Source organism: Streptomyces sp. NPDC085481, from assembly GCF_044541845.1.
Taxonomy (GTDB): domain Bacteria; phylum Actinomycetota; class Actinomycetes; order Streptomycetales; family Streptomycetaceae; genus Streptomyces.
In genome coordinates this window covers 247,559-270,205 of sequence record NZ_JBITTJ010000011.1, presented here as the reverse complement: position 1 = coordinate 270,205, position 22,647 = coordinate 247,559, and the positions used below count along the sequence as shown (strand labels likewise).

The 22,647-nt window shown below is 73.7% G+C and carries 22 protein-coding genes; 13 read left to right on the top strand and 9 right to left on the bottom strand.

What is annotated here, in order from left to right:
* Window positions 1–121 precede the first annotated feature (121 nt).
* The 4 genes from rifK to ACIGEZ_RS23710 are packed head-to-tail and all read left to right on the top strand — an operon-like array spanning window position 122 to window position 4,034.
* A complete protein-coding gene (rifK, locus tag ACIGEZ_RS23725; RefSeq protein ID WP_399834201.1) occupies window positions 122–1,282 on the top strand; it encodes a 3-amino-5-hydroxybenzoate synthase in 1,161 nt (386 codons plus the stop codon).
* Window positions 1,279–2,382 carry a Gfo/Idh/MocA family protein gene (locus ACIGEZ_RS23720; RefSeq protein ID WP_399834199.1) on the top strand — a complete coding sequence of 368 codons (1,104 nt, stop codon included), beginning with the start codon at window positions 1,279–1,281 and terminating at the stop codon, window positions 2,380–2,382. The genes rifK and ACIGEZ_RS23720 overlap by 4 nt, the downstream gene beginning before the upstream one ends.
* Window positions 2,379–3,077: an HAD-IA family hydrolase gene (locus tag ACIGEZ_RS23715; protein ID WP_399834197.1), complete on the top strand. Its 699-nt coding sequence runs from the start codon at window positions 2,379–2,381 to the stop codon at window positions 3,075–3,077. The genes ACIGEZ_RS23720 and ACIGEZ_RS23715 overlap by 4 nt, the downstream gene beginning before the upstream one ends.
* 6 nt (window positions 3,078–3,083) lie before the next feature.
* Entirely contained in the window at window positions 3,084–4,034 is a 951-nt protein-coding gene (locus tag ACIGEZ_RS23710; protein WP_399834195.1) for an ROK family protein, read from the top strand.
* Window positions 4,035–4,100: 66 nt separating this feature from the next.
* Here the strand turns inward: ACIGEZ_RS23710 and ACIGEZ_RS23705 are convergent, their stop codons facing one another.
* Complete coding sequence (locus ACIGEZ_RS23705) at window positions 4,101–5,762, bottom strand: bifunctional 3-(3-hydroxy-phenyl)propionate/3-hydroxycinnamic acid hydroxylase (protein ID WP_399834193.1); 1,662 nt, start codon at window positions 5,760–5,762, stop codon at window positions 4,101–4,103.
* Window positions 5,763–5,976: 214 nt separating this feature from the next.
* On the opposite strand from ACIGEZ_RS23705, the gene ACIGEZ_RS23700 reads away from it, so the two are divergent.
* The 4 genes from ACIGEZ_RS23700 (at window position 5,977) to ACIGEZ_RS23685 (ending at window position 8,728) form a co-directional block, all read left to right on the top strand.
* Entirely contained in the window at window positions 5,977–6,762 is a 786-nt protein-coding gene (locus ACIGEZ_RS23700) for a thioesterase II family protein (RefSeq protein ID WP_399834191.1), read from the top strand.
* Between the two features lie 125 nt (window positions 6,763–6,887).
* A complete protein-coding gene (locus ACIGEZ_RS23695) occupies window positions 6,888–7,331 on the top strand; it encodes a type II 3-dehydroquinate dehydratase (RefSeq protein ID WP_399834189.1) in 444 nt (147 codons plus the stop codon).
* Between the two features lie 40 nt (window positions 7,332–7,371).
* On the top strand, window positions 7,372–8,064 hold the full coding sequence (locus tag ACIGEZ_RS23690) for an alpha/beta fold hydrolase (RefSeq protein ID WP_399834187.1): 693 nt from the start codon (window positions 7,372–7,374) through the stop codon (window positions 8,062–8,064).
* A gap of 91 nt (window positions 8,065–8,155) precedes the next feature.
* Window positions 8,156–8,728 carry an SRPBCC domain-containing protein gene (locus ACIGEZ_RS23685; RefSeq protein ID WP_399834185.1) on the top strand — a complete coding sequence of 191 codons (573 nt, stop codon included), beginning with the start codon at window positions 8,156–8,158 and terminating at the stop codon, window positions 8,726–8,728.
* A gap of 9 nt (window positions 8,729–8,737) precedes the next feature.
* Here ACIGEZ_RS23685 and ACIGEZ_RS23680 read toward each other — a convergent pair whose 3' ends face one another.
* The 4 genes from ACIGEZ_RS23680 to ACIGEZ_RS23665 form a co-directional block, all read right to left on the bottom strand.
* Window positions 8,738–9,439, bottom strand: coding sequence for a 4'-phosphopantetheinyl transferase (locus tag ACIGEZ_RS23680; protein WP_399834183.1), 702 nt, complete (start codon window positions 9,437–9,439; stop codon window positions 8,738–8,740).
* Window positions 9,436–10,290 (bottom strand): metallophosphoesterase family protein, encoded by an 855-nt coding sequence (locus ACIGEZ_RS23675; RefSeq protein WP_399834181.1) that lies wholly within the window; start codon window positions 10,288–10,290, stop codon window positions 9,436–9,438. The genes ACIGEZ_RS23680 and ACIGEZ_RS23675 overlap by 4 nt, the downstream gene beginning before the upstream one ends.
* Before the next feature lie 138 nt (window positions 10,291–10,428).
* On the bottom strand, window positions 10,429–13,209 hold the full coding sequence (locus ACIGEZ_RS23670) for a molybdopterin-dependent oxidoreductase (protein ID WP_399834179.1): 2,781 nt from the start codon (window positions 13,207–13,209) through the stop codon (window positions 10,429–10,431).
* The gene (locus ACIGEZ_RS23665) at window positions 13,206–14,042 is read right to left on the bottom strand and encodes an FAD binding domain-containing protein (protein ID WP_399834177.1); all 837 of its coding nucleotides are present in this window, start codon (window positions 14,040–14,042) and stop codon (window positions 13,206–13,208) included. The genes ACIGEZ_RS23670 and ACIGEZ_RS23665 overlap by 4 nt, the downstream gene beginning before the upstream one ends.
* 181 nt (window positions 14,043–14,223) lie before the next feature.
* Here ACIGEZ_RS23665 and ACIGEZ_RS23660 point away from each other — a divergent pair, with 181 nt between their 5' ends.
* Window positions 14,224–14,625 (top strand): nuclear transport factor 2 family protein, encoded by a 402-nt coding sequence (locus tag ACIGEZ_RS23660; RefSeq protein WP_399834175.1) that lies wholly within the window; start codon window positions 14,224–14,226, stop codon window positions 14,623–14,625.
* Window positions 14,626–14,809: 184 nt separating this feature from the next.
* Window positions 14,810–15,205 carry an iron chaperone gene (locus ACIGEZ_RS23655; RefSeq protein ID WP_399834242.1) on the top strand — a complete coding sequence of 132 codons (396 nt, stop codon included), beginning with the start codon at window positions 14,810–14,812 and terminating at the stop codon, window positions 15,203–15,205.
* Between the two features lie 70 nt (window positions 15,206–15,275).
* On the opposite strand, the gene ACIGEZ_RS23650 is transcribed toward ACIGEZ_RS23655, so the two are convergent.
* Both ACIGEZ_RS23650 and ACIGEZ_RS23645 read right to left on the bottom strand, forming a co-directional pair.
* Window positions 15,276–16,961, bottom strand: a complete 1,686-nt coding sequence (locus tag ACIGEZ_RS23650; protein ID WP_399834173.1) for a DEAD/DEAH box helicase — start codon at window positions 16,959–16,961, stop codon at window positions 15,276–15,278.
* An 86-nt stretch (window positions 16,962–17,047) separates the two neighbouring features.
* Window positions 17,048–17,251: a cold-shock protein gene (locus ACIGEZ_RS23645; protein WP_030069301.1), complete on the bottom strand. Its 204-nt coding sequence runs from the start codon at window positions 17,249–17,251 to the stop codon at window positions 17,048–17,050.
* Window positions 17,252–17,721: 470 nt separating this feature from the next.
* Between ACIGEZ_RS23645 and ACIGEZ_RS23640 the strand changes: the two genes are divergently transcribed.
* From ACIGEZ_RS23640 to ACIGEZ_RS23630, 3 genes are all read left to right on the top strand, one after another.
* Window positions 17,722–18,519, top strand: a complete 798-nt coding sequence (locus tag ACIGEZ_RS23640; protein ID WP_399834170.1) for a hypothetical protein — start codon at window positions 17,722–17,724, stop codon at window positions 18,517–18,519.
* Window positions 18,520–18,588: 69 nt separating this feature from the next.
* Complete coding sequence (locus ACIGEZ_RS23635) at window positions 18,589–20,682, top strand: FUSC family protein (RefSeq protein WP_399834168.1); 2,094 nt, start codon at window positions 18,589–18,591, stop codon at window positions 20,680–20,682.
* A gap of 110 nt (window positions 20,683–20,792) precedes the next feature.
* On the top strand, window positions 20,793–21,749 hold the full coding sequence (locus tag ACIGEZ_RS23630; protein WP_399834166.1) for an SMP-30/gluconolactonase/LRE family protein: 957 nt from the start codon (window positions 20,793–20,795) through the stop codon (window positions 21,747–21,749).
* Between the two features lie 11 nt (window positions 21,750–21,760).
* Here the strand turns inward: ACIGEZ_RS23630 and ACIGEZ_RS23625 are convergent, their stop codons facing one another.
* Window positions 21,761–22,375: a TetR/AcrR family transcriptional regulator gene (locus ACIGEZ_RS23625; protein ID WP_399834164.1), complete on the bottom strand. Its 615-nt coding sequence runs from the start codon at window positions 22,373–22,375 to the stop codon at window positions 21,761–21,763.
* A gap of 48 nt (window positions 22,376–22,423) precedes the next feature.
* Window positions 22,424–22,606 (bottom strand): acyl-CoA dehydrogenase family protein, encoded by a 183-nt coding sequence (locus tag ACIGEZ_RS23620; RefSeq protein ID WP_399834162.1) that lies wholly within the window; start codon window positions 22,604–22,606, stop codon window positions 22,424–22,426.
* Between the last annotated feature and the right edge of the window lie 41 nt (window positions 22,607–22,647).

The window sequence follows — 22,647 nt, the reverse complement described above, 5'->3', positions numbered from 1 at the left end:
TCGCACTCTCCTGTGTGCGATCACCCGGGGTGAAACGTTCCGTCGGCCACGCGCCCCGCCCGCTCTACGTCGCCCGTCGGTCACCGGCCGAGAAATGTCCGAAGCGGAGATTTGGAGACACATGAACGCGCGACCGGCACCGGAGTTCCCCTCCTGGCCGCAGTACGACGACGGCGAGCGCAACGGCCTGATCCGGGCCCTGGAGCAGGGCCAGTGGTGGCGCATGGGCGGGTCGGAGGTGGACTCCTTCGAGAGCGAGTTCGCCGGCTTCCACGGCGCCCCGCACGCCCTGGCCGTCACCAACGGCACCCACGCCCTGGAACTGGCGCTGCAGTGCCTGGGCGTCGGCCCCGGCACCGAGGTCATCGTGCCGGCCTTCACCTTCATCTCCTCGTCCCAGGCCGCCCAGCGGCTCGGCGCGGTCGCCGTCCCCGTCGACGTCGACCTCGACACGTACAACATCGACGTGACCGCCGCGGCCGCCGCCGTCACCTCCCGCACCAAGGTGATCATGCCCGTGCACATGGCCGGTCTGATCGCCGACATGGACGCCCTCGGCAAGCTCGCCGCCGACACCGGTGTGGCCCTGCTGCAGGACGCCGCCCACGCGCACGGCGCGCGCTGGCAGGGCAAGCGGGTCGGCGAGTTCGGCACGGTCGCCGCGTTCAGCTTCCAGAACGGCAAGCTGATGACCGCGGGCGAGGGCGGTGCACTGCTCTTCCCCGACGAGGAGACGTACGAGGCCGCCTTCCTGCGGCACAGCTGCGGCCGGCCGCGCACCGACCGTCGCTACATGCACCAGACCGCCGGCACCAACATGCGGCTGAACGAGTTCTCCGCCTCCGTGCTCCGGGCCCAGCTGAGCCGCCTCGACGCCCAGACCGCGCTGCGCGAGCAGCGCTGGACGCTGCTGTCCCGGCTGCTCGGCGGGATCGACGGCGTCGTGCCCCAGGGCGGCGACCCGCGCGCCGACCGGAACTCCCACTACATGGCCATGTTCCGGATCCCCGGCATCTCCGAGGAGGGCCGCAACGCCCTCGTCGACGCCCTGGTCGACGCCGGGATTCCCGCCTTCGCCGCGTTCCGGGCGATCTACCGCACCGACGCGTTCTGGGAGACGGCCGCCCCCGACACGACCGTCGAGAAGCTCGCCGGACTCTGCCCGAACACCGAGGCGATCAGCACCGACTGCGTCTGGCTGCACCACCGGGTGCTGCTCGCCTCCGAGGAGGCCCTCCACGCCACGGCCGAGATCATCGCCGACGCCGTGGCCGCCCGGTGAGGGTCAGGGCCGCCGTCGTCGGACTCGGCTGGGCGGGCCGCGAACTGTGGCTCAGACTGCTGCGCGAGCACGAGGACTTCGAGGTGGTCGCCGTCGTCGACCCCGACCCGGGCTCCCGGGCGGCGGCTACCGCCGCGACCGGCCTGCCCGCCCACGCGGGCGTCGCCGACCTCGACCCCCGTTCGGTCGACGTCGCCGTCGTCGCGGTGCCCAACCACCTGCACGCCGAGGTGGCGGCGGCCCTGCTCCGCCGCGGCATCTCCGTCTTCCTGGAGAAACCGGTCTGTCTGAGCACCGCCGAGGCCGACACCCTCGCCGCGGCCGAACGGGACGGCGGGACGCTGCTCGCCGGCAGCGCCGCCGCCCACCGCGGCGACGTACGCGAGCTCGCCGGGCTGCTGCCCGGGCTCGGCCGGATCCGCCATGTCGACCTGGCCTGGGTGAGGGCCCGCGGAGTGCCGCAGCCCGGCGGCTGGTTCACCCAGCGCAGCAAGGCCGGCGGCGGCGTGCTCGTCGACCTCGGCTGGCACCTGCTCGACGTCCTCACCGCCCTCCTCGGCCCCGCCCCCGTCGCCCAGGTGATCGGCTCCGTCTCCGACGACTTCGTCAACAGCGGAGCCTGGACCGCCGCCTGGCGCGAGGACCGTCCCACCGACGCACCCGCCGGCGACGTCGAGGACACCGCCCGCGGTTTCCTGGTCCGAGAGGACGGCATCTCGGTCTCCCTGCGGGCCAGTTGGGCCTCCCACGAGGCGCTGGACGCCTCCGTGATCGCCGTCGAGGGCAGCGCCGGAACCGCACGCCTGCACTGCACCTTCGGCTTCAGCCCCAACCGGGCCCCCGAACCGGTGCTCACCCTCACCCGGGAAGGCACCACGCAGCGGATCCCGCTGCCCGCCGAGCCGATCGGCATCGAGTACGGACGTCAGCTCGACGGCCTCGCCGGGCTCCTGGCCGACCCCGGCCGTCGCGGCCTGGCCGTCGCCCAGGCCCGCGGCACCGTCCGGCTCGTCGAGAGCTTCTACGCATCGGCGCGCGCCGCCCGACCGGCGGACCGCGCCCCCGACTCCACCGCCCACAAGGAGGTGAGGACCGCATGACCACAGCGCCGGAACACCACGCGGGAGCGACCACCGAGCACCACCCCACGGTCCCCAGGCAGGCCGTCGTGTTCGACCTCGACGGGGTGATCGTCGACAGCTTCGCGGTGATGGGCGAGGCGTTCTCCCTCGCCTACGCCGAGGTCGTCGGCGACGGCCCGGCCCCCTTCGAGGAGTACCAGCGCCACCAGGGCCGCTACTTCCCCGACATCATGCGGATCATGGGCCTCCCGCTGGAGATGGAGGAGCCCTTCGTCCGCGAGAGCTACCGGCTCGCCGAGCACGTCCAGGTGTACGACGGTGTCGTCGACGTGCTGCGGACGCTGAACGAGCGCGGCCTCAGGCTCGCCATCGCCACCGGCAAGAGCGGCGAGCGAGCCCGCTCCCTGCTCGACGTCCTCGGCCTGCTCCCGTACTTCGCCCATGTCATCGGCTCCGACGAGGTGCCCAGGCCCAAGCCGGCCCCCGACATCGTCCGGCGCGCGCTCGAACTCCTGGACGTCCCCGCGGACCGCGCCGTCATGATCGGCGACGCCCCCACCGACCTGGCCAGCGCCCAGGGCGCAGGCGTCACCTCCGTCGCCGCGCTGTGGGGCTGCCACGACGGCGCGGAACTTCTCGCCGCGGGCCCCGACATCGTCCTGCGCCACCCCGCCGAACTGCTGGCCCTCTGCCCGGCTCTGCCGGGCCACTGAGCCGGGATGGGGTGGCACCTGGGCATCGACGTCGGGGGTACGAAGGTGGCCCTGCGGGCGGAGTCGGCGGACGGCCGAGCCGAGGAGCACACCTTCACCTGGCCTCGCGACGAGGACCAGGACCGCGACCTGACCCTCCTGGCGGCCGGGGTCGAGGTGCTGAGGGCCCGTGCGGGTGAGGGGTTCCGGGCCGTCGGGGTCGCCATGCCCGGCACGGTCGGCCCGGACGAGCGGGTCACCGCCTGGCCGAGCCGGCCCTCCTGGACCGGCCTCGCCCTGGGCCCGGCCCTGCGCGCCCTGGTGCCCGGTGCGGCCGTCGCCTGGGCGGACGACGGCGACGTGGCCGCCCTGGCCGAGGCCGAGGCGGCCGACTGCGCCGACCTGCTCTACGTCGGCGTCGGCACCGGCATCGGCGGCGGCCTCGTCCTGGACGGGCGGCCGTGCCCCGGACCCGGCCGCGGCTCCTTCGAACTGGGCCACACGGTCGTCGAGCCGGACGGCCCGGCCTGCGTCTGTGGCCGAAGGGGCTGCCTCCAGGCGATCGCCTCCGGCCCGGCGACGCTGGCCAGGGCCGCCGGGCTCCGAGGCGAGCCGGCCCCTCACCCGGGCGCCGGCCCCGTCGCTCACCCGTACGCCCGCCCGGTCACCTACGAGGAACTACGCGCGGCCCTGCGGACGGGACAGCCCTGGGCGACCGACGCCCTCGACCGCACCTGCCGGGCACTGGCCGCCGCCGTCATGACCGTCACCGAACTGCTCCACCCCCGCCTCGCCGTGATCGGCGGCGGCTTCGCGGCGGGCCTGGACGACCTGGTCGAGCGTGTCGCCACCCACCTGACGCCCTTGGCCCGCCCGGGCCGCCCCGCCCCACCCGTCGCCCCGGGCCGCCTCGGCGGCCTGTCCTCGCTCCGGGGGGCGGTCCTCCTGGCCCGGTCCCTCACCGACGCGACCGGGTAGCCCGGCCGACTCCGGCCCGTCAGGCGCCACTTGGCGCCCGCCGGGCCCCCGGCCGACTCCGGCCCGTCAGCCGCCGCTTCCCCCCGCGCCCGCCGGAACAGCCGCGTCCAGGGCCGCCCGCAGGCCGTCCACCAGGACCGCCGCCGCTCCGGCGCCCGAGGCCGCGCCGTACACGTGATGGTCCGGCCGGACCAGCACGGCGTCAGCCCCGTACCGCGCCAGGAAGGCGCGATGGACACCCTCCACGTCGGCCACCGCCCCGGCCCGCGGCGTCCCGTCCTCGGGGAGCAGCCGCACCACGTGCGTGCCCAGACCCGCGAGGAACTCCGACCGTTCCTCGCCGAGGTCGGCGTCCGCGCCCTCCGCCAGCAGCAGCACGAAGCCGCGCCCGACCACGTCGTCGAACAGCCCGCCGCCTTCGGTGCCGCGTACCCGGCCCTGCGGGACCACCTCGCCGGCCGGGGACACGGGCGAGTCGCCCTCCCCCCGGTACAACAGCCCCTGCGCGAGCGGCTTCGCCGGGTCCGGCACAGCGGGGCCGCGGCCGCGGCGGCCCGCCAGGATCGTGGCGTCGCGCTCGGCCGCCGCCGTGGGGTCGGTCACGCAGATCACCCGGCCCAGCTGGACGGAGGACAGGATCGACTCCCGTACCTGGGTGCGGCGTTCCTCCGTGTACGTATCGAGGAGCGAGTCCGGGGCGAGGCCGCCGAGCACGAGGTCCAGCTTCCACGCCAGGTTGACGGCGTCGCGGATGCCCGAGCACATGCCCTGCCCGGCGAACGGCGGCATCAGGTGGGCCGCGTCCCCGGCGAGGAGCACCCGGCCCGCGCGCCACTGCTCGGCCCAGCGGGCCTGGAAGATGTACGTGGTGCTGCGCAGCAGCCTCGCGGTGTCGGGGGTGACCCCGTAGGGGGCGAGGAGCCGCCAGGCGGTCTCCTCGCGGTTCAGCTCCGCGGCCCGCTCCCCGGGCAGCCGCATGAACTCCCAGCGCCGGTGACCGGGACCGCTGCCGACCAGGGTGGTGGGCCGGGCGGGGTCGCAGATCTGGACGTTGGTCGGGACGAACTCGCCCGGCTCGCGCAGCTCCACGTCGCACAGCAGCCACTCGTAGGAGAAGCCGAGGTCGGTGACCGGCACGTCCAGGTGGTGCCGGACGAAGCTGTTGGCGCCGTCGCAGCCCACCACCCACCGGGCGGTGTACGTCCGTGCCGTCTCGTCCTGGTCCTCGGCCGTGACCGCGACCCGGTCGCCCCGCTCCTGGATTCCCACGACCTGGCGGCCACGCTCGATCGTGACCCCGGGCAGTTCGGCCGCCCGGGCGGCGAGGAGTTCCTCGAGGGCGGGCTGGTGCATCGTGTTGGCGTCCGGCCACCCGTAGGGGCCCTCGGTGCGGAACGCGATGTCGAGCAGGGTCTCACCGCCGGCCGTGCGCCACTGGTAGCCGCTGGCGGGCTCGGTGATCCGGCCGAGCTCCGCGCCCGTCCCGCAGTCGGCGAGCAGTCGCGCCGTCTCGCCGTCGAAGCTGGTCGCCCGGGGCAGGGTGTACGGGCGCCGGCGGCGTTCCAGGACGGTCACCCGCCGGCCCCGCCCGGCCAGCAGGACCGCGAGCGCGGCCCCGACGGGCCCGTTGCCGACGACGATCACGTCCGTGTCCGTGTCCGCGCCCGGGCCCGCGCCGGTGGCGGGGGTCGCGCGGGTGGGCGGCTCGTGCGGTGACACCTCGGGCATGGGGAACCCCTCGTCGCAGGGTGGCTGACGCAGGCACGACGGCCGTGCCGGGAACGCTCCCGGAACGCTGCCGGGAACGGCGAAAGACTAACCATCCGTCCACCCGATCGGGCCGTTCGAAGGGCAGCGCTATCAGATCGGGGGATACCCGGGCCCGCCCGCACCGGCCTACTCTTCCGGCATTCCCCCACCGACCGCGAGGAGCTCGTCCGGCATGCCTCAAGCAACGGCGCACTTCGAGAAGTGGGTGAGCGTCTCGCATCCCGCGCCGCAGAGCCCCGTGCGACTCGCCTGCCTGCCGTACGCGGGCGGCTCCGCGAGCTTCTTCTTCCCGGTCTCCCGGGCCCTGCACCCCTCGGTGGAGGTGCTGGCCGTCCAGTACCCGGGCCGGCAGACCCGGCGCCACGAGCCGGGGATCGACAACATCCCCGACTTCGCGGACCAGATCTTCGCCGCGCTGCGCCACCTGGACGACAAGCCGCTGGCGCTGTTCGGCCACAGCATGGGCGCGGTCCTCGCGTACGAGGTGGCGCTGCGCATGCGGGACGCCGGACTGCCCGCACCGGTACGGCTGTTCGCGTCCGGCCGCCGTGCCCCCTCCCGCTACCGCGACGAGCGGGTGCACGCGGCGAGTGACGCCGACGTCGTCGCCGAGCTCAGGGCGCTGAGCGGCACCAACGAGGCGCTGCTCGGCGACCCGGAGGTGCTCGCGATGATCCTGCCGGCCATCCGCAGCGACTACACCGCCATCGAGCGCTACCGGCACGAGCCCGGCCGGCGCCTCGACTGCCCGGTGACCGTGCTCACCGGCGACAGCGACCCCCGGGTCTCGCTCGACGAGGCCGAGGCCTGGGCGGAGCACACCACCGGGGCGACCGAGGTGGAGGTCTTCCGGGGCGGCCACTTCTTCCTCGCCGACCGCGCCGCCGAGGTCATCGACCTGGTGGCCCGGCGGCTGAGCGGCCCGGCCCGCGCCGGCGACCGCCGAACCTCCACGTGAGGGAGGCCGAGATGGTCCTCGCCGCAGCCGTGCCGGCGATCGGTCAGCACGACCTCCTGGGCTTCCCGCTCCACGTCGGACCGTGGCCCGGACGCGGTCCGGGCCTTCGAACAGCGAGGTGACACATGAGCACGATGCTCCTTCTGAACGGTCCCAACCTCGGCATCCTGGGCCGCCGCGAGCCGGAGATCTACGGCACCGACACCCTGGCCGACATCGAGCGGGCCGTCGCCGACGAGGTGGGCGAGCAGGGCTGGAAGGTCCACGCCGTCCAGCGCGAGTCCGAGGGCGAGCTGGTGAGCGCCATCCACGAGTACGGCCCCGACAGCGTCGGCGCCGTGGTCAACCCGGGCGCCCTGATGATCGCCGGCTGGAGCCTGCGGGACGCGCTCGCCAGCTACGAGCACCCGTGGATCGAGGTGCACCTGAGCAACGTGTGGGCGCGCGAGCAGTTCCGGCACGAGTCGGTCATCGCCCCGCTGGCCTCCGGCGTCGTGGTCGGCCTCGGCGCGTTCGGCTACCGCCTGGCGGCCCGCGCCCTGCTGCACGTGACCGGCGCCGGCCGATGACCACGCCACACAAGCACGTCGGGAAAGGAAGCCCTGGACGATGAGACTCACGCTCCACGAGGTCGGCGACGGAGACAAGGTCGCCCTGCTCGTCCACAGCATCATCTCGTCGGCGGACACCTGGAGCCGGGTGGCGCCACGCCTCGCCGAACGCGGCTACCGGGTGATCATGCCGGACCTGCGCGGCCACGGCGACAGCCCGCACGCCGAGGAGTACACGCCGGAACTCTTCGCCGCCGACCTGGTGGAGTCGCTCCCGGCCGGCGCCGATCTCGCGATCGGCCACTCCTTCGGCGCCTCCGTGCTCTCCCTCGCGGTGGCCGGTCTGCGCCCCTCCCGGGTGGTCTACAGCGACCCGGCGTGGCGGTTCACCGACAAGGCGGTGGCCGAGATCAAGGAGTTCGCGCAGTTCACCAAGGCGACCACGGCCGAGATGGTCCAGCAGATGTTCCCGCGCTGGACGCCCGGGGACGTCGAGGCCGAACTCGCCGGCTACGCGCGCTGGGACACCCGTGCCGTGGACTGGCTGGACAGCTCCGTCGCGTACGTCCCCGAGCGCCCCGTCGTCCCCTCGCTGGTCCAGGGCGCGGGCGACCACCACCTCGTCCCGGACGACCTCGCGGAGCGGCTGCGCGCGGCCGCCTTCGAGGTCCGCTACGTTCCGGACACCGGTCACTGCATCCACCGCGACGACCTGGACGGCTTCCTCGCGTCCCTCGATGGCTGGATCTGACCGCCTCGTCTGATGGCACGTCAACTCCCGTTCATCCGTGCGGTGTCCGGCCTGCCGGGCGCCGCACGGAGGGCGTGTTAGGGTCGCCGACATGAGCGCGGGCAACATCGATCACGTCACTGCGGACACCTCCACGGCCGACGAGAACGCACCGGTCAGACACGGTTCGTTCGAGCTGCGAGTCGACATCCCGGCCCCGCCGGAGCGGGTCTTCGCGGCCTTCGCCGAACCCGAGCTGCGCACCCGCTGGTTCAAGCTGCCCGGCCCGTCCCGTACCGCCGAGCACGAGCTGGACTTCCGGGTCGGCGGCGGCGAGACCGCCCGCAACCACTTCCTGTCCGGCGACATGGACGAGCGGCTCGAATACCGTTCGCGCTTCGTCGACCTGGAGCCGGCCGAGCGCCTCGTGTACGTCTACGAGGCCCATGTGAACGACGTACGCCGCTGGGTCTCCCTGGTGACGATCCGGCTCGCCCCGCAGGACGGCGGGACCCGCCTGGAGTGGATCGAGCAGTACACCTACCTGGTCCTGAGCAGTGCGGACGGGGAGCAGGACTTCGCGCACCTGCGCGGCGGCACCCGGCTCCTCCTCAACGGCCTGTCCCTCGCCGTCGCGGAAGGGCCCAGGCCGGGCCCCTTCTCGCTCCCGCACCCCTGGAACTGAGCGGACCGGTCAGCCCGCTTCGGGGGCGCCCGGGGCCGGCAGCACGACCGCCGTCAGCACCAGCCCCTTGTCGGCCTTCCAGCGCCCGGTGAACGCGTCCACCCGCCGGCCCCCGACGACGGGCCCCGGTACGAGCAGCCGGGCCTCGAAGGTCCCCGCGGCCGGATCGGCTGCCGCCGGATCGATGGTCAACTCGGCCTCGGTGAAGTCGAGTTCGCGGCCGGTGAGCGGATACCAGGTTTTGAACACGGTCTCCTTGGCGCTGAACAGCAGCCGGTCCCAGTGTGTGGCGGGATCCAGCGCCGCCAGCCGGCGCAGCATCTCCTGCTCGGAGGGCAGGATCACCAGGCCGTGGACGCCGTCGGGCAGCGGCCCGTTGGGCTCGGCGTCGATGCCGATCGAGGCGGCTTCCGAGCTGCGGGCGACGACGGCCGCCCGGTAGCCCTCGCAGTGCGTCATGCTCCCGACCACGCCGTCGGGCCACTGCGGCGCGCCCCGCTTGCTGGTCAGCAGGGGCACCGGCGGAAGGCCGAGCCGCCCGAGCGCGGTGCGGGCGCAGACCCGCACCGCCGCGAACTCGTGCCGGCGCTTGGGCACGGCCTGGGCCACCCTGGCCGCCTCCTCGGGGAAGAGGAGGGCGTCCGGGTCGCCGAGGCTGGTGGCGAAGGTGTGCTCGCAGACGGTCCACGAGGGCACCAGGTCCTCGATCACCAGGCCGCTCCCGGCGCGTCCGCGGGCAGCGGCAGGATCCGGCGCAGCGGTTCGCGCGGCGGCCGCGGTCGCCATTCGCGCGGGTACCCGACCGACACCTCCTCGAAGCGGACGCCGTCGAGCCAGTTCACCCGGGGGATGTGCAGATGCCCGTACACCACGGCCTTGGCGCGGAAGCGCCGGTGCCAGTCGGCGGTGAGCTCGGTGCCGCACCACTGCGCGAAGTCCGGATAGCGCAGGATGCGCGTGGGGTGGCGGGTCAGCGGCCAGTGGTTGACGAGCACGGTCCGCAGCGAGGGGTCGAGCGCGCCGAGCCGGCCCTCGGTGTACGCGATCCGCTCGCGGCACCAGTCGTCGCGGCCAGGGTGGGGGTCCGGGTGGAGCAGGTACTCGTCGGTGCAGATCACGCCGGCCTCGCGGGCACGGCGCAACGACTCTTCCTTGCTGTGCGCGCCCGGCACCCGGAAGGTGTAGTCGTAGAGCGTGAACAGCGGCGCGATCGCCGTCCCGCCGTCCTCGTCCTGCCACACCGGGTACGGATCCTCGGGCGTGAGGATGCCGAGTGAACGGCAGGTCTCGACCAGATGCTCGTAGCGCGCCTTGCCGCGCAGCTCGCACGGGTCCTCGGGGTGTGTCCATAACTCGTGGTTGCCGGGTGACCAGATCACCTTCGCGAACCGCGCGGCCAGCAGCTTCAGCGCCCACTGGACGTCCTCGAACCGCTCGGCGATGTCGCCGGCGACGATCAGCCAGTCGGCCTCGGAGTGCGGTTGCAGGCTCTCCGTGATGGCGCGGTTCTCCGGATGGACGATGTGCAGATCGCTGACAGCTAGGAGTTGTGCCTCAGGCATGGGCGTTCGTCCGTTCCCCGTCTTCCGCGCGTTCCGTGCGAGTTGGGTGGGTCTGGTGGTGCCTGCGGCCAGCCTACGACGTGGTCGAATACGTGTCCACGACACCCAGCCGGGCGCGCCGCCGGGTGTCCACGACGGCTACCGGACGTGCCGCTCCATGGCCAGCCACACGCGGTCCCGCGTCACCGGCAGCTCGGTGAAGCGGATGCCGGTCGCGTCGCGCAGGGCGTTGGCGAAGGCGGGGGCGACGGGGTTGAAGGGGCTCTCGCTCATGGACTTGGCGCCCAGCGGGCCGATCGCGTCGCTGGTCTCGGTGAAGTGGACCTCGGTGCGGGGGACGTCGGCGTACTGGGGGAGCCGGTAGCGGCGGAACGCGGCCGTCGTCACCTCGCCCCGCCCGTCGACCCGGACGGTCTCGAAGAGGGTGGCGCCCAGCGCCTGCGCCACGCCGCCCTCGACCTGGCCCCGGCACTGCATCGGGTTCATCACCTTCCCGGCGTCGGCAGCGTGGACGCTGCGCAGGATGCGCATTTCCCCGGTGCCGGGGTCGACCGCGACACGGAACCACTGGGCGTTGAAGGCCACCGACCGCGGCGAGCCGCCCCAGTGCCCGTCGGCCGCGAGCTCCTCCGCCGCGCCGAGGGCGTGCCCCGCCTCGTACAGCTCCTTCAGCGTCACGAGCCGCCCCGCGCAGTCCACCGCCTCGGCCCCGAGCACGCACCTGTGCCGGGCCACCCCCGTATGGCGGGCGGCCAGGGTGCGCAGCCGCTCGGCGAGCGACTCGGCGGCGAGCAGGACCGCCTTGCCGGCGACGACGGTGCCGGCCGAGCCGAACGCGCCGGTGTCATGGCGTACGACGTCGGTGTCGGACTGCCGGATGGCGATGCGGTCCTCGGTGGTGTGCAGGGCTTCCGCGGTGATCTGCTGGTGGACGGTGGTGGTGCCGTTGCCGAACTCGGCGGTGCCCACGGCGATGTCGTACGTGCCGTCCGCCAGCAGCGAGACCCGCGCGTCGGCGTAGTGGCCGCCGGGCGGCCCGGTGGCGATCATCGCCATGGCGGTTCCCTGGCCCACCAGCCAGCCCTCGGGCGCCTCCTCGGCGCTGCGGTCCTCGGCGATCGCCCGGCGGACCACCGACAGGCACTGGTCGAGGCCGTAGGAGGCGACGTGCAGGTCCTCCTCCTCGCCGATCGGGCTGTGCATGGCCTCGCCGGGGCCGATGATGTTCTTCTCCCGGAAGGCCAGCGGGTCCATGCCGAGCCTGCGGGCCAGCTCGTCCATCACGGACTCGACGGCGAAGGTGACCTGACCGAGGCCGTACCCGCGGAAGGCGCCGGCCGGTACGACGTTCGTGTAGACCGAGTAGGCGTCGACCTTCTTGTGCGGGGCGCGGTAGACGGCGAAGGACTCGCCCACGCTGTGGAACATCACCGCAGGACCGTGGTTGCCGTACGCGCCCGTGTCGGACACCACCCGCATCTGTACGGCGGTCAGGGTGCCGTCGGCCCGGGCGCCCACCTTGATGCCGATGACGAAGGGGTGCCGGGTGGTCGCGCCGTAGAACTGTTCGGCACGCGTGTACTCCAGCTTCACCGGCCGCCGCAGCTTCAGCGCCGCGAGCGTCACGATGTCCTCGGTCAGCATCTCCTGCTTGCCGCCGAACCCGCCGCCCACCCGGCCCGCGACCACCCGCACCTCGTCCTCGGGCAGGCCGAAGAGCGCGCACAGGGCCCGGCGGGTGAGGAACGGCGTCTGCGTGGAGGACCGGACGGTCAGCCGCTCGCCCGTGCCGGCGCCGGAGTCGTCCTTCGGCTCGAAGTACGCCACACAGCCGTGCGTCTCCAGGCTGGCGTGCTGCACCCGCTGGGTGCGGAAGGTCTCCTCGTACACGACGTCGGCCTCCGCGAACCCCCGCTCGACGTCGCCGATCTCGCCGTGCACCTCGCCCGCCACGTTGTCCGCGGCGCGGGCGATCCGGCACTCCGGCCCCTTGTCGCCGTGCAGCGCCGGGGCGCCCGGCAGCATCGCCGCCTCCGCGTCCGTCACGTACGGCAGCTCCTCGTACGTGACCTCGATCCGCCGGCAGCCCTCCTCGGCCGCCTGCTCGCTCTCGGCTACCACGGCCGCGACCCGCTGCCCGACGTACCGCACGACGCTGTCGAGGACGCGGGTGTCGTCGGGGTCCTCCGTCGGGTGCTCGTGCCGCGCGCTGGAGTACAGGGTCGGCGGCGCGTCCTCGTGGGTGAGCACGGCGTGCACCCCGGGCACGCGCAGCGCGGCCGAGGTGTCGATCGCGACGATCCGGGCGTGCGGGTGCGGGGAGCGCAGCAGCTTCATGTGGAGCAGCCCCGGGACCTCGACGTCGAAGGTGTAGCGGGCGGTGCCCGTGACGACCTGGGGTCCGGCCGGCGCGCCGACGCTACGGCCCACGGCCTCGCCCGCGCAGGGGCGCTCGGTGTGCTTGACGCCCCGTACGGCGTCCTCGACGGCCCGGTAGCCGGTGCAGCGGCAGATGTTGCCCTTGAAGGCGCGCGGCAGGTCGTCGAGCTTGCCGTCGTCGTGCGCCGTACCCCGCTCGGCCTCCAGTGCGGCGGTCGTCATGAGGAAGCCGGCCGTGCAGAAGCCGCACTGGTAGCCCTGCGCGTCGAGGAACTTCTGCTGTACGGGGTGGAGTTCACCCTCCGGCGAGGCGAGACCCTCCACCGTGGTGACGGCGCGCCCCCGCGCGCGCACCGCCGGATAGAGGCAGCTGTGCACCGGCTCGCCGTCGACATGGACGGTGCAGGCACCGCAGTCACCCGCGTCGCACCCCTTCTTCACCCCGAACCAGGCGCGCTCGCGCAGATAGGTGCGCAGGCACTGGCCGGCGCGGGGCTCGCCCTCGAAGAGCCGGTCGTTGATGCGGAGGCGGAAGCTCATCGGGTGCCTTCCTCGAAGCTCAGGGTCAGCTCGTCGCGGACCTCCTCTGCGAGGCGCAGGCCCATGTGCCTGCGCCACTCGGGCAGTCCGTGGATGTCGTCGAACCACTCGTCGTCGGCGACGGCCGCCTCGACCGCCCGGCGGAGCTGCGCGCGGTCCGGCGGCAGCGGGAACCAGAGCCGGAACGGACGTACGGTCGCCGCCGTGATCGTCACCGCCAGCGCGCCGTCCACCGGGTCCAGCGCACCGGTCACCAGCGCACCCGAGCGGCCGAGCCCGTACAGCGAGGCCTGGCGGAACGCCGTACGGCACCCGAGCGCCCGGCCGGGCAGCGTGACCGAACGCAGCAGTTCGCCCTCGGCGAGGTCCTTGCGGCCGGCACCCGTGACGAAGTCGACGACCTTCACGCGCCGGAGGGTGCCGTCCTGCGCCTGGAGGAGGCAGACGCCGTCGAGCGCGGCGGTCAGCGAGATCATGGGGCCGGCCGGGAGGCCGTTGCAGAGGTTGCCGCCGAGGGTCGCCATGTTCCAGATCTTGAAAGAGGCGAGGAAGGCCCGGCAGCACTGCTCGAAGAGCGGCGCCGCGGGCGCGTCCAGGCCACGCCGCCCGTAACGGGAGAGCCGGGCGATGGTGCAGGTCGCGGCGATCTCCAGCGACCCGTCCGCGTGGCGCACGAGCGGTTCCCAGCCCATCCGGCTCAGATCGACCAGCCGGCGCAGGTGCGGCTGCGGCTCCGAGAACAGGTACGTGCCTCCGCCGAGCCACGCGTCCCCGCTCCGCCACGGCTCGCGAAGCCGCGCGTCGCGTACGTCCACCACCGTGTTCAGGTCCATGTCTCCCCCGTTCCCGCCGAGCCACCGACGGCTTCCGGCCGGTGCGTTCCCGCCAGTGAAGCCGTGCGGGGGCGCGGGAGACGACTGGTCCGCGACCCGGAATAGCCCTCCTGCCTGGCGCGGGGCACTGGAGGATCGACCAAGAGGCGCAGCGGACCCGCAGCTGGAGCATGATGAAGCCATGACCACCGATCCCGAGGGGTTCCTGGAGTGGGTCAGGACCTCGCTGTACGAGGCGGAGCTCGCCCTGCACGACGGTGACCCGGCCCCGCGCCGGGCGCTCTGGTCGCGCGACGAGCCCGTGAGCGTCCTGGGGGCCTGGCGCAACGCGTACGGGCAGGAGGAGCTCGACAAGCTGTTCGCGGGGCTCGGGCAGAGCTTCTCCGACTGCACGTCGTACGCCTTCGAGCTTCAGGCGTACGACGTGCGGGACGACATGGCGTACACGGCGGGCCTCGAGCACGTCTCGGCCTCCGTCGACGGCGAGCCGCGCACCTACACGCTGCGGGTCACGCAGGTCTACCGCCGCGAGGACGGGCACTGGCGGGTCGCCCACCGTCACGGCGACACGGTCAGCAGGTGAGCGGGTCCCCCGGCGAGCAGCCCGAACGCCTCCGAGTCCACCAGTCCGCACTCGACCGGTCCATCAATCGGCATACCGGGAGGAACCCCCTGTGACGAACGCAGAGAAGTCCACGAAGACGACCAGGGCCGCGGCGGCCGCGGCCAGGACGGCCGAGGGATTCACGGACGAGGAGCGCGCCGCGATGAAGGAGCGCGCCAAGGAGGTGCGGGCCTCCGCGCGCCGCGGATCGCGTGCCGGCAAGGCGGCGGAGGAGGAGGCCGCCGTGGTCGCGAAGATCGCCGAGATGGAGGATTCCGACCGGGCCATGGCCGAACGGATCCACGCCGTCATCAAGGAGAACGCCCCGGTGCTCGCGCCGAAGCTCTGGTACGGGATGCCCGCGTACGCCCTCGACGGCAAGGTCGTGTGCTTCTTCCAGAGCGCGCAGAAGTTCAACGCCCGGTACGCGACCCTCGGCTTCAACGACAAGGCGAACCTCGACGACGGCGCCATGTGGCCGACCGCCTTCGCGCTGACGAAGCTGACCGCCGCCGACGAGGCGCGGATCGGGGAGCTGGTCAAGCGGGCCGTGAGCTGAGGCGGCGCGAGGACGACTCCGGGCGGACGAAAGCCGGGCCCCCAGGGGGCCCGGCTCGTTCGGGTCTCGTCTACGAAGCGGACGTGCGCCGGCTGCTCGTACGGCCCGCGCCGCCGCTGCGGCCACGGGTGTCACCGCCGTTGCCGGCGCCTCGACCCGCAGCGGGCTTGCGACCGGAGCCGCGACCGTCGGCGGCGGCACGGCCGGAGCCGCGACCCTCCGTGGCGGCGCGGCCGGAGCCGCGGCCCTCGGCCGCGGCAGGGCGTCCGCCGGTGCTACGGGATCCCGCAGCGCGCTCCGAGGTCTGCTGTCCGCGCCCGCCGCGTCCGCCGGCGGAGCCGGCCGTGGTCGTTCCGCCGCCTCCCTCACCGCCGCCGCCACGGCGTCGGCGGGGCGGCCGGGTGCCGGGCTCGCCGGCGGGCTTGCGGCCCGGGCGGGACGCCTTGGGCTGCGTGGGCTGGGGGACCTCGATGGTGACGGCGACGCCGGAAGGCTCGCGGGCACCGGTGAGGCTGGTGAGCAGCGGGTCGCTCGACGTGATGCGGGAGGTGCGGGCCTGGATGCCGGCGTGCGACATCAGCTGGGCCACCTCCCGCTTCTGCTCGGGCAGGACCAGCGTGACGACGCTGCCGGAACTGCCGGCGCGCGCCGTGCGGCCGCCCCGGTGGAGGTAGTCCTTGTGGTCGGTCGGGGGGTCGACGTTGACCACGAGGTCGAGGTCGTCGACGTGGATGCCACGGGCGGCGACGTTCGTGGCCACCAGTGCCGTGACCTGGCCGTTCTTGAACTGCTCCAGGGTGCGGGTGCGCTGCGACTGGGAGCGGCCGCCGTGCAGGGCGGCCGCCCGTACGCCGGAGCTCAGGAGCCGCTTGGCGAGCCGGTCGGCGGAGCGCTTGGTGTCCAGGAAGAGGATCACCCGGCCGTCCCGCGCCGCGATGCGCGTCGTGACGGCCTTCTTGTCGGTCTCGTCGAGCACGTGGAACGTGTGGTGTTCCATCGAGGTGACGGCGCCGGCGGACGGGTCCACGGAGTGCACGACGGGGTCGGTCAGGTACCGCTGGACCAGGCGGTCGATGTTGCTGTCCAGGGTGGCCGAGAACAGCATGCGCTGACCGCCGGGCTCGACCTGCTCGATCAGCCTGGTGATCTGCGGCATGAAGCCCATGTCGGTCATCTGGTCGGCTTCGTCGAGCACCGTGATGCGGACGCTGCCGAGCACGCAGTCGCCGCGCTCGACGAGGTCGTTGAGCCGGCCGGGCGTGGCCACGAGGACCTCGGCGCCGCGGCGGAGCGTGGCGGCCTGCTTGGTGAGGGAGAGCCCGCCGACGACGGTGGCGAGCCGGAGGTTCACGGCCGTCGCGTAGGGGGACAGGGCGTCCGTCACCTGCTGGGCCAGTTCACGGGTCGGCACGAGCACCAGCGCGAGCGGCGCCCTGGGCTCGGCGCGCAGTCCGGCCGTACGCGCCAGCAGGGCCAGCCCGAAGGCGAGCGTCTTGCCGGACCCCGTACGCCCGCGTCCCAGCAGGTCACGGCCGGTGAGCGAGTTGGGCAGCGTGGCGGCCTGGATGGGGAACGGCTCGGTCACGCCCTGCGCGGTGAGCGTCTTCAGCAGCCCCGCGGGCATGCCGAGAGCGCCGAAGTCCTCGACTGCGGGGAGAGCGGGGGTGGTGCTCTCCGGCAGGCGGAACTCCTTCGGCGCCACGATGGTGGGGGTCGACGACTTACGCCGGGTCGGCTTCTGGGCCCTGCGGGACATGCGGTGGTCTGCCTTCCTGAAAACAGCACAAACCGGGGTCCGCACCACAAGGTGCGGACCCCGGCAAGCGGATACGCGTCCGGCGATTAGGCGGGGACGATGTTCTCCGCCTGCGGGCCCTTCTGGCCCTGCGTGACGTCGAAGGAGACCCGCTGGCCCTCCTGGAGCTCACGGAAGCCCTGCGTCGCGATGTTCGAGTAGTGGGCGAAGACGTCGGGGCCGCCGCCGTCCTGCTCGATGAAGCCGAAACCCTTTTCGGCGTTGAACCACTTCACGGTTCCCTGTGCCATGACCGTCTCCTTCTGTAGGCAGAGGCCCCATCCGGAGAATGCCGGAAAAACATAATGCGCCCGAAGGAAAGCATTCCCGTCAGGCGCACATAGGTTCATGGGTACCACAACTGCAACTCCTTCAATGTAGCACAGGCAGCCCCTCCGGGTGGATCAACGAAATCGGAGCGGAGGCAGGCGGGCCCCGATCAGGACCGCGAGCCAGGTCAGGGCCCCGCCAGGAGGAGACGCCCGCTGGCTCTCGTCCCGGCTCGCCGCGCGGTCGGGAGCCAGGGCCGGGCCGGAGAGGAACGTCGACGCAGCGGTCCCCGTGGTGATCTCCGGTAGGTCACCGGCGGTCACCCGGCCCGGCAGACCCCAGCGGTCCGGGGCCGCCAGGCCCGGCGGATGGATCAGGTGGTACGTCTTGTTCGTCAGTCGGGCTCGTTTGCCGAGTGGAGCGGCGGGCCCGCGGCGCGCAGTCTGGAGGGATGAAGGCCGACGCACCCGCCACGGCCCGCCGGGGTGTCGTCGCCGGGTTCCTGGAGAATCCGGTCGTCGGCATGGCGCCGTGGATCATCTTCTCGCTGCTCGTCGGTCCCGGCAGGTTCGAGATCGCGGTCGCCCTGGCCCTGGCGACGACGATCGTGCTCGTCGCGGCCGGGCGCATGGTCGACCGGGGCAGTTCCTGGAAGCTCCTCGAGGTCGCCGACGCCGTCTTCTTCGCCCTGCTGGCGGTCGTGGGCGCCGTCGCGAGCGACGGCACCCTCCGCTGGCTGGAGACGTACGCCGGGGAGGTCTCCAACATCGCGCTCGTCGTGATCGCCTTCGGGTCGATGGCCTTCCGGATGCCGTTCACCCTCCAGTACGCGCGGGAACAGGTCGATCCGGCGTACTGGCACACCCCCACCTTCGTCCGGGCCAACTACGTCATCACCGGCGTGTGGGGCCTGGCCTTCCTCGTCGCCGCCCTCGCGGGCGCGTACGGCGACCTCGTCCTGCACAACCCCGACAACATCTGGACGGGATGGATCATCCAGATCCTCGCCATCATCGCCGCCCTGCGCTTCACCGCCTGGTACCCGGCGGTCGCCCGCGCCCGGGCCCGGCGCGCGGCGGGTCTGCCGGGCCCGGACCCGCCGGGCCTGTCCGGCATGCTCGTCCCGCTGGCCGGACTGCTCGTTCCCGTCGGGATCGCCGTCCTGATCCTGGAGAGCGTGTGGTGGCCCGGCGTGGCGCTGATCGTGGCCGGAGTGCTGCTGACGAAGGCGTTGCGGCAGAGCGGGTGACCGGTGAACGGCGTCGGCGTCCGCGGCGTACGCCTGCCTCCCGCCTACGCGGCGACGGCACGGCGGTCCGTGCGTGTCACGGTGGCCGCCGGCGCCGGGTTCTATCTGTTCCTGTACGGGTTCGAGTCGGCCGTCGCCGCCACCTACGCCCTCTTCGCCGCCATCTCCATGGCGGGCCTGTCGCACATCCCCGGCAGCGGTCGGCAGCGGGCGGCGGTGCTGCTGCCGTCGGTGCCCGCCTGCTGGGTCCTGATCGTCATCGGCACCTACCTGTCGGTACGGACGTGGAGCGCGGTCCTGGGGATGCTGGTCATCGGGTTCGCGCTGGCCTTCGCCGCCGTGGGCGGGCCGCGCCCGGCCGGAGCCGGGCCGGGGCTGCAGCTGATGTACATCCTGCCGTCCTTCCCGCCGTACGACCCCGGGTCGCTGGGGGAGCGCCTCGCGGGCGCGACGGTGGGCCTGGCCTTGCTGATCCTCGCCGAGGCCTTCCTGCTGCCGGATCCGCCGACGGTGCCGTACCGGGAGCTCGCGGCCCGGGCCGTCGACACCGCGGGGCGCTGCGCCGACGAGCTGGCGGCGCCGCCGTACGCGCTCGCGGACGGGACCCTGCGGGCGGCCCGGGAGCGGAGCGGGAGCCTGCGCTCCTCGCAGGTGCCGGAGGCCGACCGGCCGGCCGGGCCCGGCGTACGGGAGCGGGCACTGGCCCACACCGGCCTGGCGACCCGCACCCTGCTGGCCCGGCTGGTGCTGCTCCCGCGGAATTCCGGCGGACCCGTGTCGGCACGGGCCGATCTCGACGTGCTCCAGGCGGTCGGGGCCGCCGTGCGCGAGGCCGCCGCCCGCCTCCGTGGCCGGTCGCCCGCCGGGGACGCGCGGGCGGAGCTGTGGCGGGTCAGGGCGGCCCTGGCGGCGGGCCCGGCCGAGGACGCCCCGCCCGCCGTGCTGCGCCGTCACGCGGCGGAGCTGGAGGTGGCCGACGCGGCCCTGGCGGTGTCGACCGCCGCGGACATCGCCGTACGGGGCCGGGCGGCGGCCACGGCGGCCGCGCCGGGCCGGTTCTGGTACGCGCGGAGGTCGGCGCCCAGCCTGTGGTGGCACCGGCTGGCGGGCCACGCGGGCGGGCGGTCGGTGTTCTTCCAGAACGCCGTGCGCCTCGGCCTCGCCCTGGCCGCGGCCCGCGCCATCGCCGGGCTCGACACGCTGCCGCACGGCTTCTGGGTGCTCCTCGCCACGCTGACCCTGACCCGTACGACGGTGCGGGAGACCCGGTCCACGGTGCGGGTGGCGCTCACCGGGACCCTGGTCGGGGCGCTCGTGGCGGCCGGGCTCCTGGGCCTCGTCGGCGCGGACATCGCGGTGTACGCGGCGGCCCTGCCCCCGCTGATGCTGGTCACGTTCGCCGTCGGACCGGTGAAGGGGGTGGGCTGGGCGCAGGCGATGTTCACGGTCGTGGTCGCCCTCGTCTTCGCCCAACTAGCCCCTGCCACCTGGCAGTTGGCCGAGTTCCGGCTTCTCGACGTGCTGGCCGGCAGCGCGATCGGCGCCGCGTTCGGACTCCTTGCCTGGCCCCGTGGCGCCCACGACGAGCTCCGGAGGTCCGTGGCGGTGCTGCTGCGGATCGCGGCGGAGATCGTGGTGGCCACCACCGCCCAGGCGGCGGCGGGCGGCCCGCGCGAGCCGGTTACCACAGCGCCGGGCCACCGTTCGCTGCAACACGCCCTGATCATGGCGGAGTCGGCGTACGCCCAGTACCACAGCGAGCCCAAGGGCCTGGCCGCGCCGGACGGCCACCACGACTGGCAGGCGGCCCTGCTCACCGGTCACCACACCCTCTGGGGCGCGGACCGCCTCCTCGTTCCCCCGGAACCGCTCGTCGTCCCGCCCATGCCGGCGGACCCGGCGGCGGCGGTCACCGGCATCGGCGACCGGGTGGCCGCCAACATGCTCCTGACCTCCGCCCGCCTGGACCCGACCGGCGACACCCCGGACACCCCCGTACCGCTGCGGGGGCCGTCCTCCGATGCCTTCTCGGCGGAGCCCCCGGGCGCGCCCCGCCTGTACTACGCGGCGATCGCGTGGCTCGCCTCGCTGATGGCGGACCTGGAGCGGCTCTCCGGCGCGGCGCCGCGTACGGGTGTGCCTTCGGAACGGCACCCGCCGTGACCGGGCCTGGCCGCCCGGGATCGTCGTTCGGGTCGTATCCGGGGGTTCGGCGAGCGACCTCTGGGGGGTAGGCGACGGGGGCGAAGCCACCCCACGATCGAGGGAGTCCGATGAAGGGCAGCACCGGCACCAGCACCAGCACCACCAGGGCGTCTCGCCGCCGCTTACGCAGGGCCGTGACAGCGGCAGCCGTCCTCGCGGCGGTGGCGGTCGTGCCGGCGCCGACTCCCGCGCGGGCGGCGCCCGTCTGCGCGGACCGGGTCACGGGCGGAGAGCCCGTCCAGGTGGCCCGCATCCCCGACTGGGCCGAGTCGATCGCCGTCGACCGGCGGGGCCGGATGTTCGCCACCGCGCTCTACTCGGGCCGGGTGTACCGCATCGACGCGCCGGGCAGCACCCCGTTCCCCCTCACCGGCGGCATCGGCGCGAACGGCGGGATCGTCGTGCGTCCGGACGGGCGACTGCTCGTGGGCACCGGCAACGACCTCCTCCACTCGCTCACCGGCGACGTCCTCCCGGCGTCGAAGCTCCTGCTGGTCGACCCGGATTCGGGGGCGGTGAGCACGTACGCCTCGGGGCTCGGCGGCATCGACGGTGTCGCCCTCGCGCCCGACGGCACCGTGTACACGACCACGCTGGGCGGCCGGACCATCGGCCGCGTCACCCCGGACGGCCGGGTCGACCACGACTGGGCGCGCGTCGCGCAGCCCAACGGGATCGCCGTCTCGCCGGACGGGAGCCAGGTGTACGTCGTCCAGACCACCGTCGCCCCCGGCCTCCACCGCATCCCCGTGGCCGACCCGGCCCACCCGCGACGCTGGATCTCCACCGAGGGGACCGACACCCTCGCCCTCCCCGACGGCCTCACCCTCGACGACCGCGGCCGCCCGCTGATCGCCACCCACACCGCGGGCCAGATCTGGCGGGCCGAGGGCGGCACCCTGTGCGCCGTCGCCTCGGGACTGCCGCTGTCCACGCAGATCACGTACGGGCAGGGCGACCGCGGCTTCTCGGCCGGCCGGCTCTACCGGGCGGGGGCCGACGGAGGCATCTACGAGATCCCGTGAGCCGCCCCCGCTCAGACCTCCGGGAACTCCGGCCCGATCCCGAGAGCGGGCGCGATCGCCGCCCAGATCGTCGACCTGGCGGTGGCCAGGTCGACCCTCGGGTCGTCCAGCATCACGCGGATGCCGAGGCCGTCGCTGAGCGCGAGCACCAGGGTGCTGAGCGCCGGGACGTCGCACTGCTGGAACTCGCCGGAGGCGATGCCCCGTTCGACGGCGCCGGCGACCCAGGTGTGGAGCTGGTCGTACAGGTCGACGGCGAGGTGACGTGCCGCCGGGTCCCGCTGGGCGCGGGCCCACAGTTCCTGCCAGAGCTTCCAGTCCTGGCGGAGTTCGGCGTCCGTCGGGAGCATGGTGCGCACGATGCGGGCGAGGAGGACGGTGGCCGGGACCGACGCGCCGTCCTCGCCTTCGAGGTCCGTGCCGGTCTGGGCGAAGGAGTGGGTCATCGCCTCGGCGAAGAGCTTCTCGCGGGTGTCGAAGTGGTAGTGCAGCAGGGCCTTCGACACGCCGGCGTGCTCGGCGACCTTGCGCATGCTCACGTTCTCGAAACCGATCTCGGCGATCACCTCGCACGCGGCGCCGAGGATCCGCTCCCGCGTCTCGAGTGCCCGTTCGGCCTTGGTCACGTTCGCCACTCCCCGTATCGGTGTCGCAGGTCGCACCATCATCCCCCGTCACGCCGGCATCTGGAGAACGCCCGTGCCGCGCTTGACGAGTTCCCCCGCGACGATCAGGCGCTGGATCTCGGAGGTGCCCTCCCAGATCCGGTCCACCCGCAGTTCGCGGTAGAGCCGCTCGACGGGGTACGAGCGGTCGTAGCCGCGCCCGCCGAAGGTCTGCAGACAGCGGTCGACCACCCGGCCGGCCCCGTCCGCCCGTACGCCCCCTCCCGGCCAGG

What these genes read in the sequence shown, in the direction of transcription:
- rifK (WP_399834201.1), top strand. Translation starts at nt 122, where the DNA reads ATGAACGCGCGACCGGCACCGGAGTTCCCCTCCTGGCCGCAGTACGAC.
- ACIGEZ_RS23715 (WP_399834197.1), top strand. Translation starts at nt 2,379, where the DNA reads ATGACCACAGCGCCGGAACACCACGCGGGAGCGACCACCGAGCACCAC.
- ACIGEZ_RS23710 (WP_399834195.1), top strand. Translation starts at nt 3,084, where the DNA reads ATGGGGTGGCACCTGGGCATCGACGTCGGGGGTACGAAGGTGGCCCTG.
- ACIGEZ_RS23705 (WP_399834193.1), bottom strand. Translation starts at nt 5,762, where the DNA reads ATGCCCGAGGTGTCACCGCACGAGCCGCCCACCCGCGCGACCCCCGCC.
- ACIGEZ_RS23700 (WP_399834191.1), top strand. Translation starts at nt 5,977, where the DNA reads ATGCCTCAAGCAACGGCGCACTTCGAGAAGTGGGTGAGCGTCTCGCAT.
- ACIGEZ_RS23695 (WP_399834189.1), top strand. Translation starts at nt 6,888, where the DNA reads ATGAGCACGATGCTCCTTCTGAACGGTCCCAACCTCGGCATCCTGGGC.
- ACIGEZ_RS23690 (WP_399834187.1), top strand. Translation starts at nt 7,372, where the DNA reads ATGAGACTCACGCTCCACGAGGTCGGCGACGGAGACAAGGTCGCCCTG.
- ACIGEZ_RS23685 (WP_399834185.1), top strand. Translation starts at nt 8,156, where the DNA reads ATGAGCGCGGGCAACATCGATCACGTCACTGCGGACACCTCCACGGCC.
- ACIGEZ_RS23675 (WP_399834181.1), bottom strand. Translation starts at nt 10,290, where the DNA reads ATGCCTGAGGCACAACTCCTAGCTGTCAGCGATCTGCACATCGTCCAT.
- ACIGEZ_RS23670 (WP_399834179.1), bottom strand. Translation starts at nt 13,209, where the DNA reads ATGAGCTTCCGCCTCCGCATCAACGACCGGCTCTTCGAGGGCGAGCCC.
- ACIGEZ_RS23665 (WP_399834177.1), bottom strand. Translation starts at nt 14,042, where the DNA reads ATGGACCTGAACACGGTGGTGGACGTACGCGACGCGCGGCTTCGCGAG.
- ACIGEZ_RS23660 (WP_399834175.1), top strand. Translation starts at nt 14,224, where the DNA reads ATGACCACCGATCCCGAGGGGTTCCTGGAGTGGGTCAGGACCTCGCTG.
- ACIGEZ_RS23655 (WP_399834242.1), top strand. Translation starts at nt 14,810, where the DNA reads ATGAAGGAGCGCGCCAAGGAGGTGCGGGCCTCCGCGCGCCGCGGATCG.
- ACIGEZ_RS23650 (WP_399834173.1), bottom strand. Translation starts at nt 16,961, where the DNA reads ATGTCCCGCAGGGCCCAGAAGCCGACCCGGCGTAAGTCGTCGACCCCC.
- ACIGEZ_RS23645 (WP_030069301.1), bottom strand. Translation starts at nt 17,251, where the DNA reads ATGGCACAGGGAACCGTGAAGTGGTTCAACGCCGAAAAGGGTTTCGGC.
- ACIGEZ_RS23640 (WP_399834170.1), top strand. Translation starts at nt 17,722, where the DNA reads ATGAAGGCCGACGCACCCGCCACGGCCCGCCGGGGTGTCGTCGCCGGG.
- ACIGEZ_RS23630 (WP_399834166.1), top strand. Translation starts at nt 20,793, where the DNA reads ATGAAGGGCAGCACCGGCACCAGCACCAGCACCACCAGGGCGTCTCGC.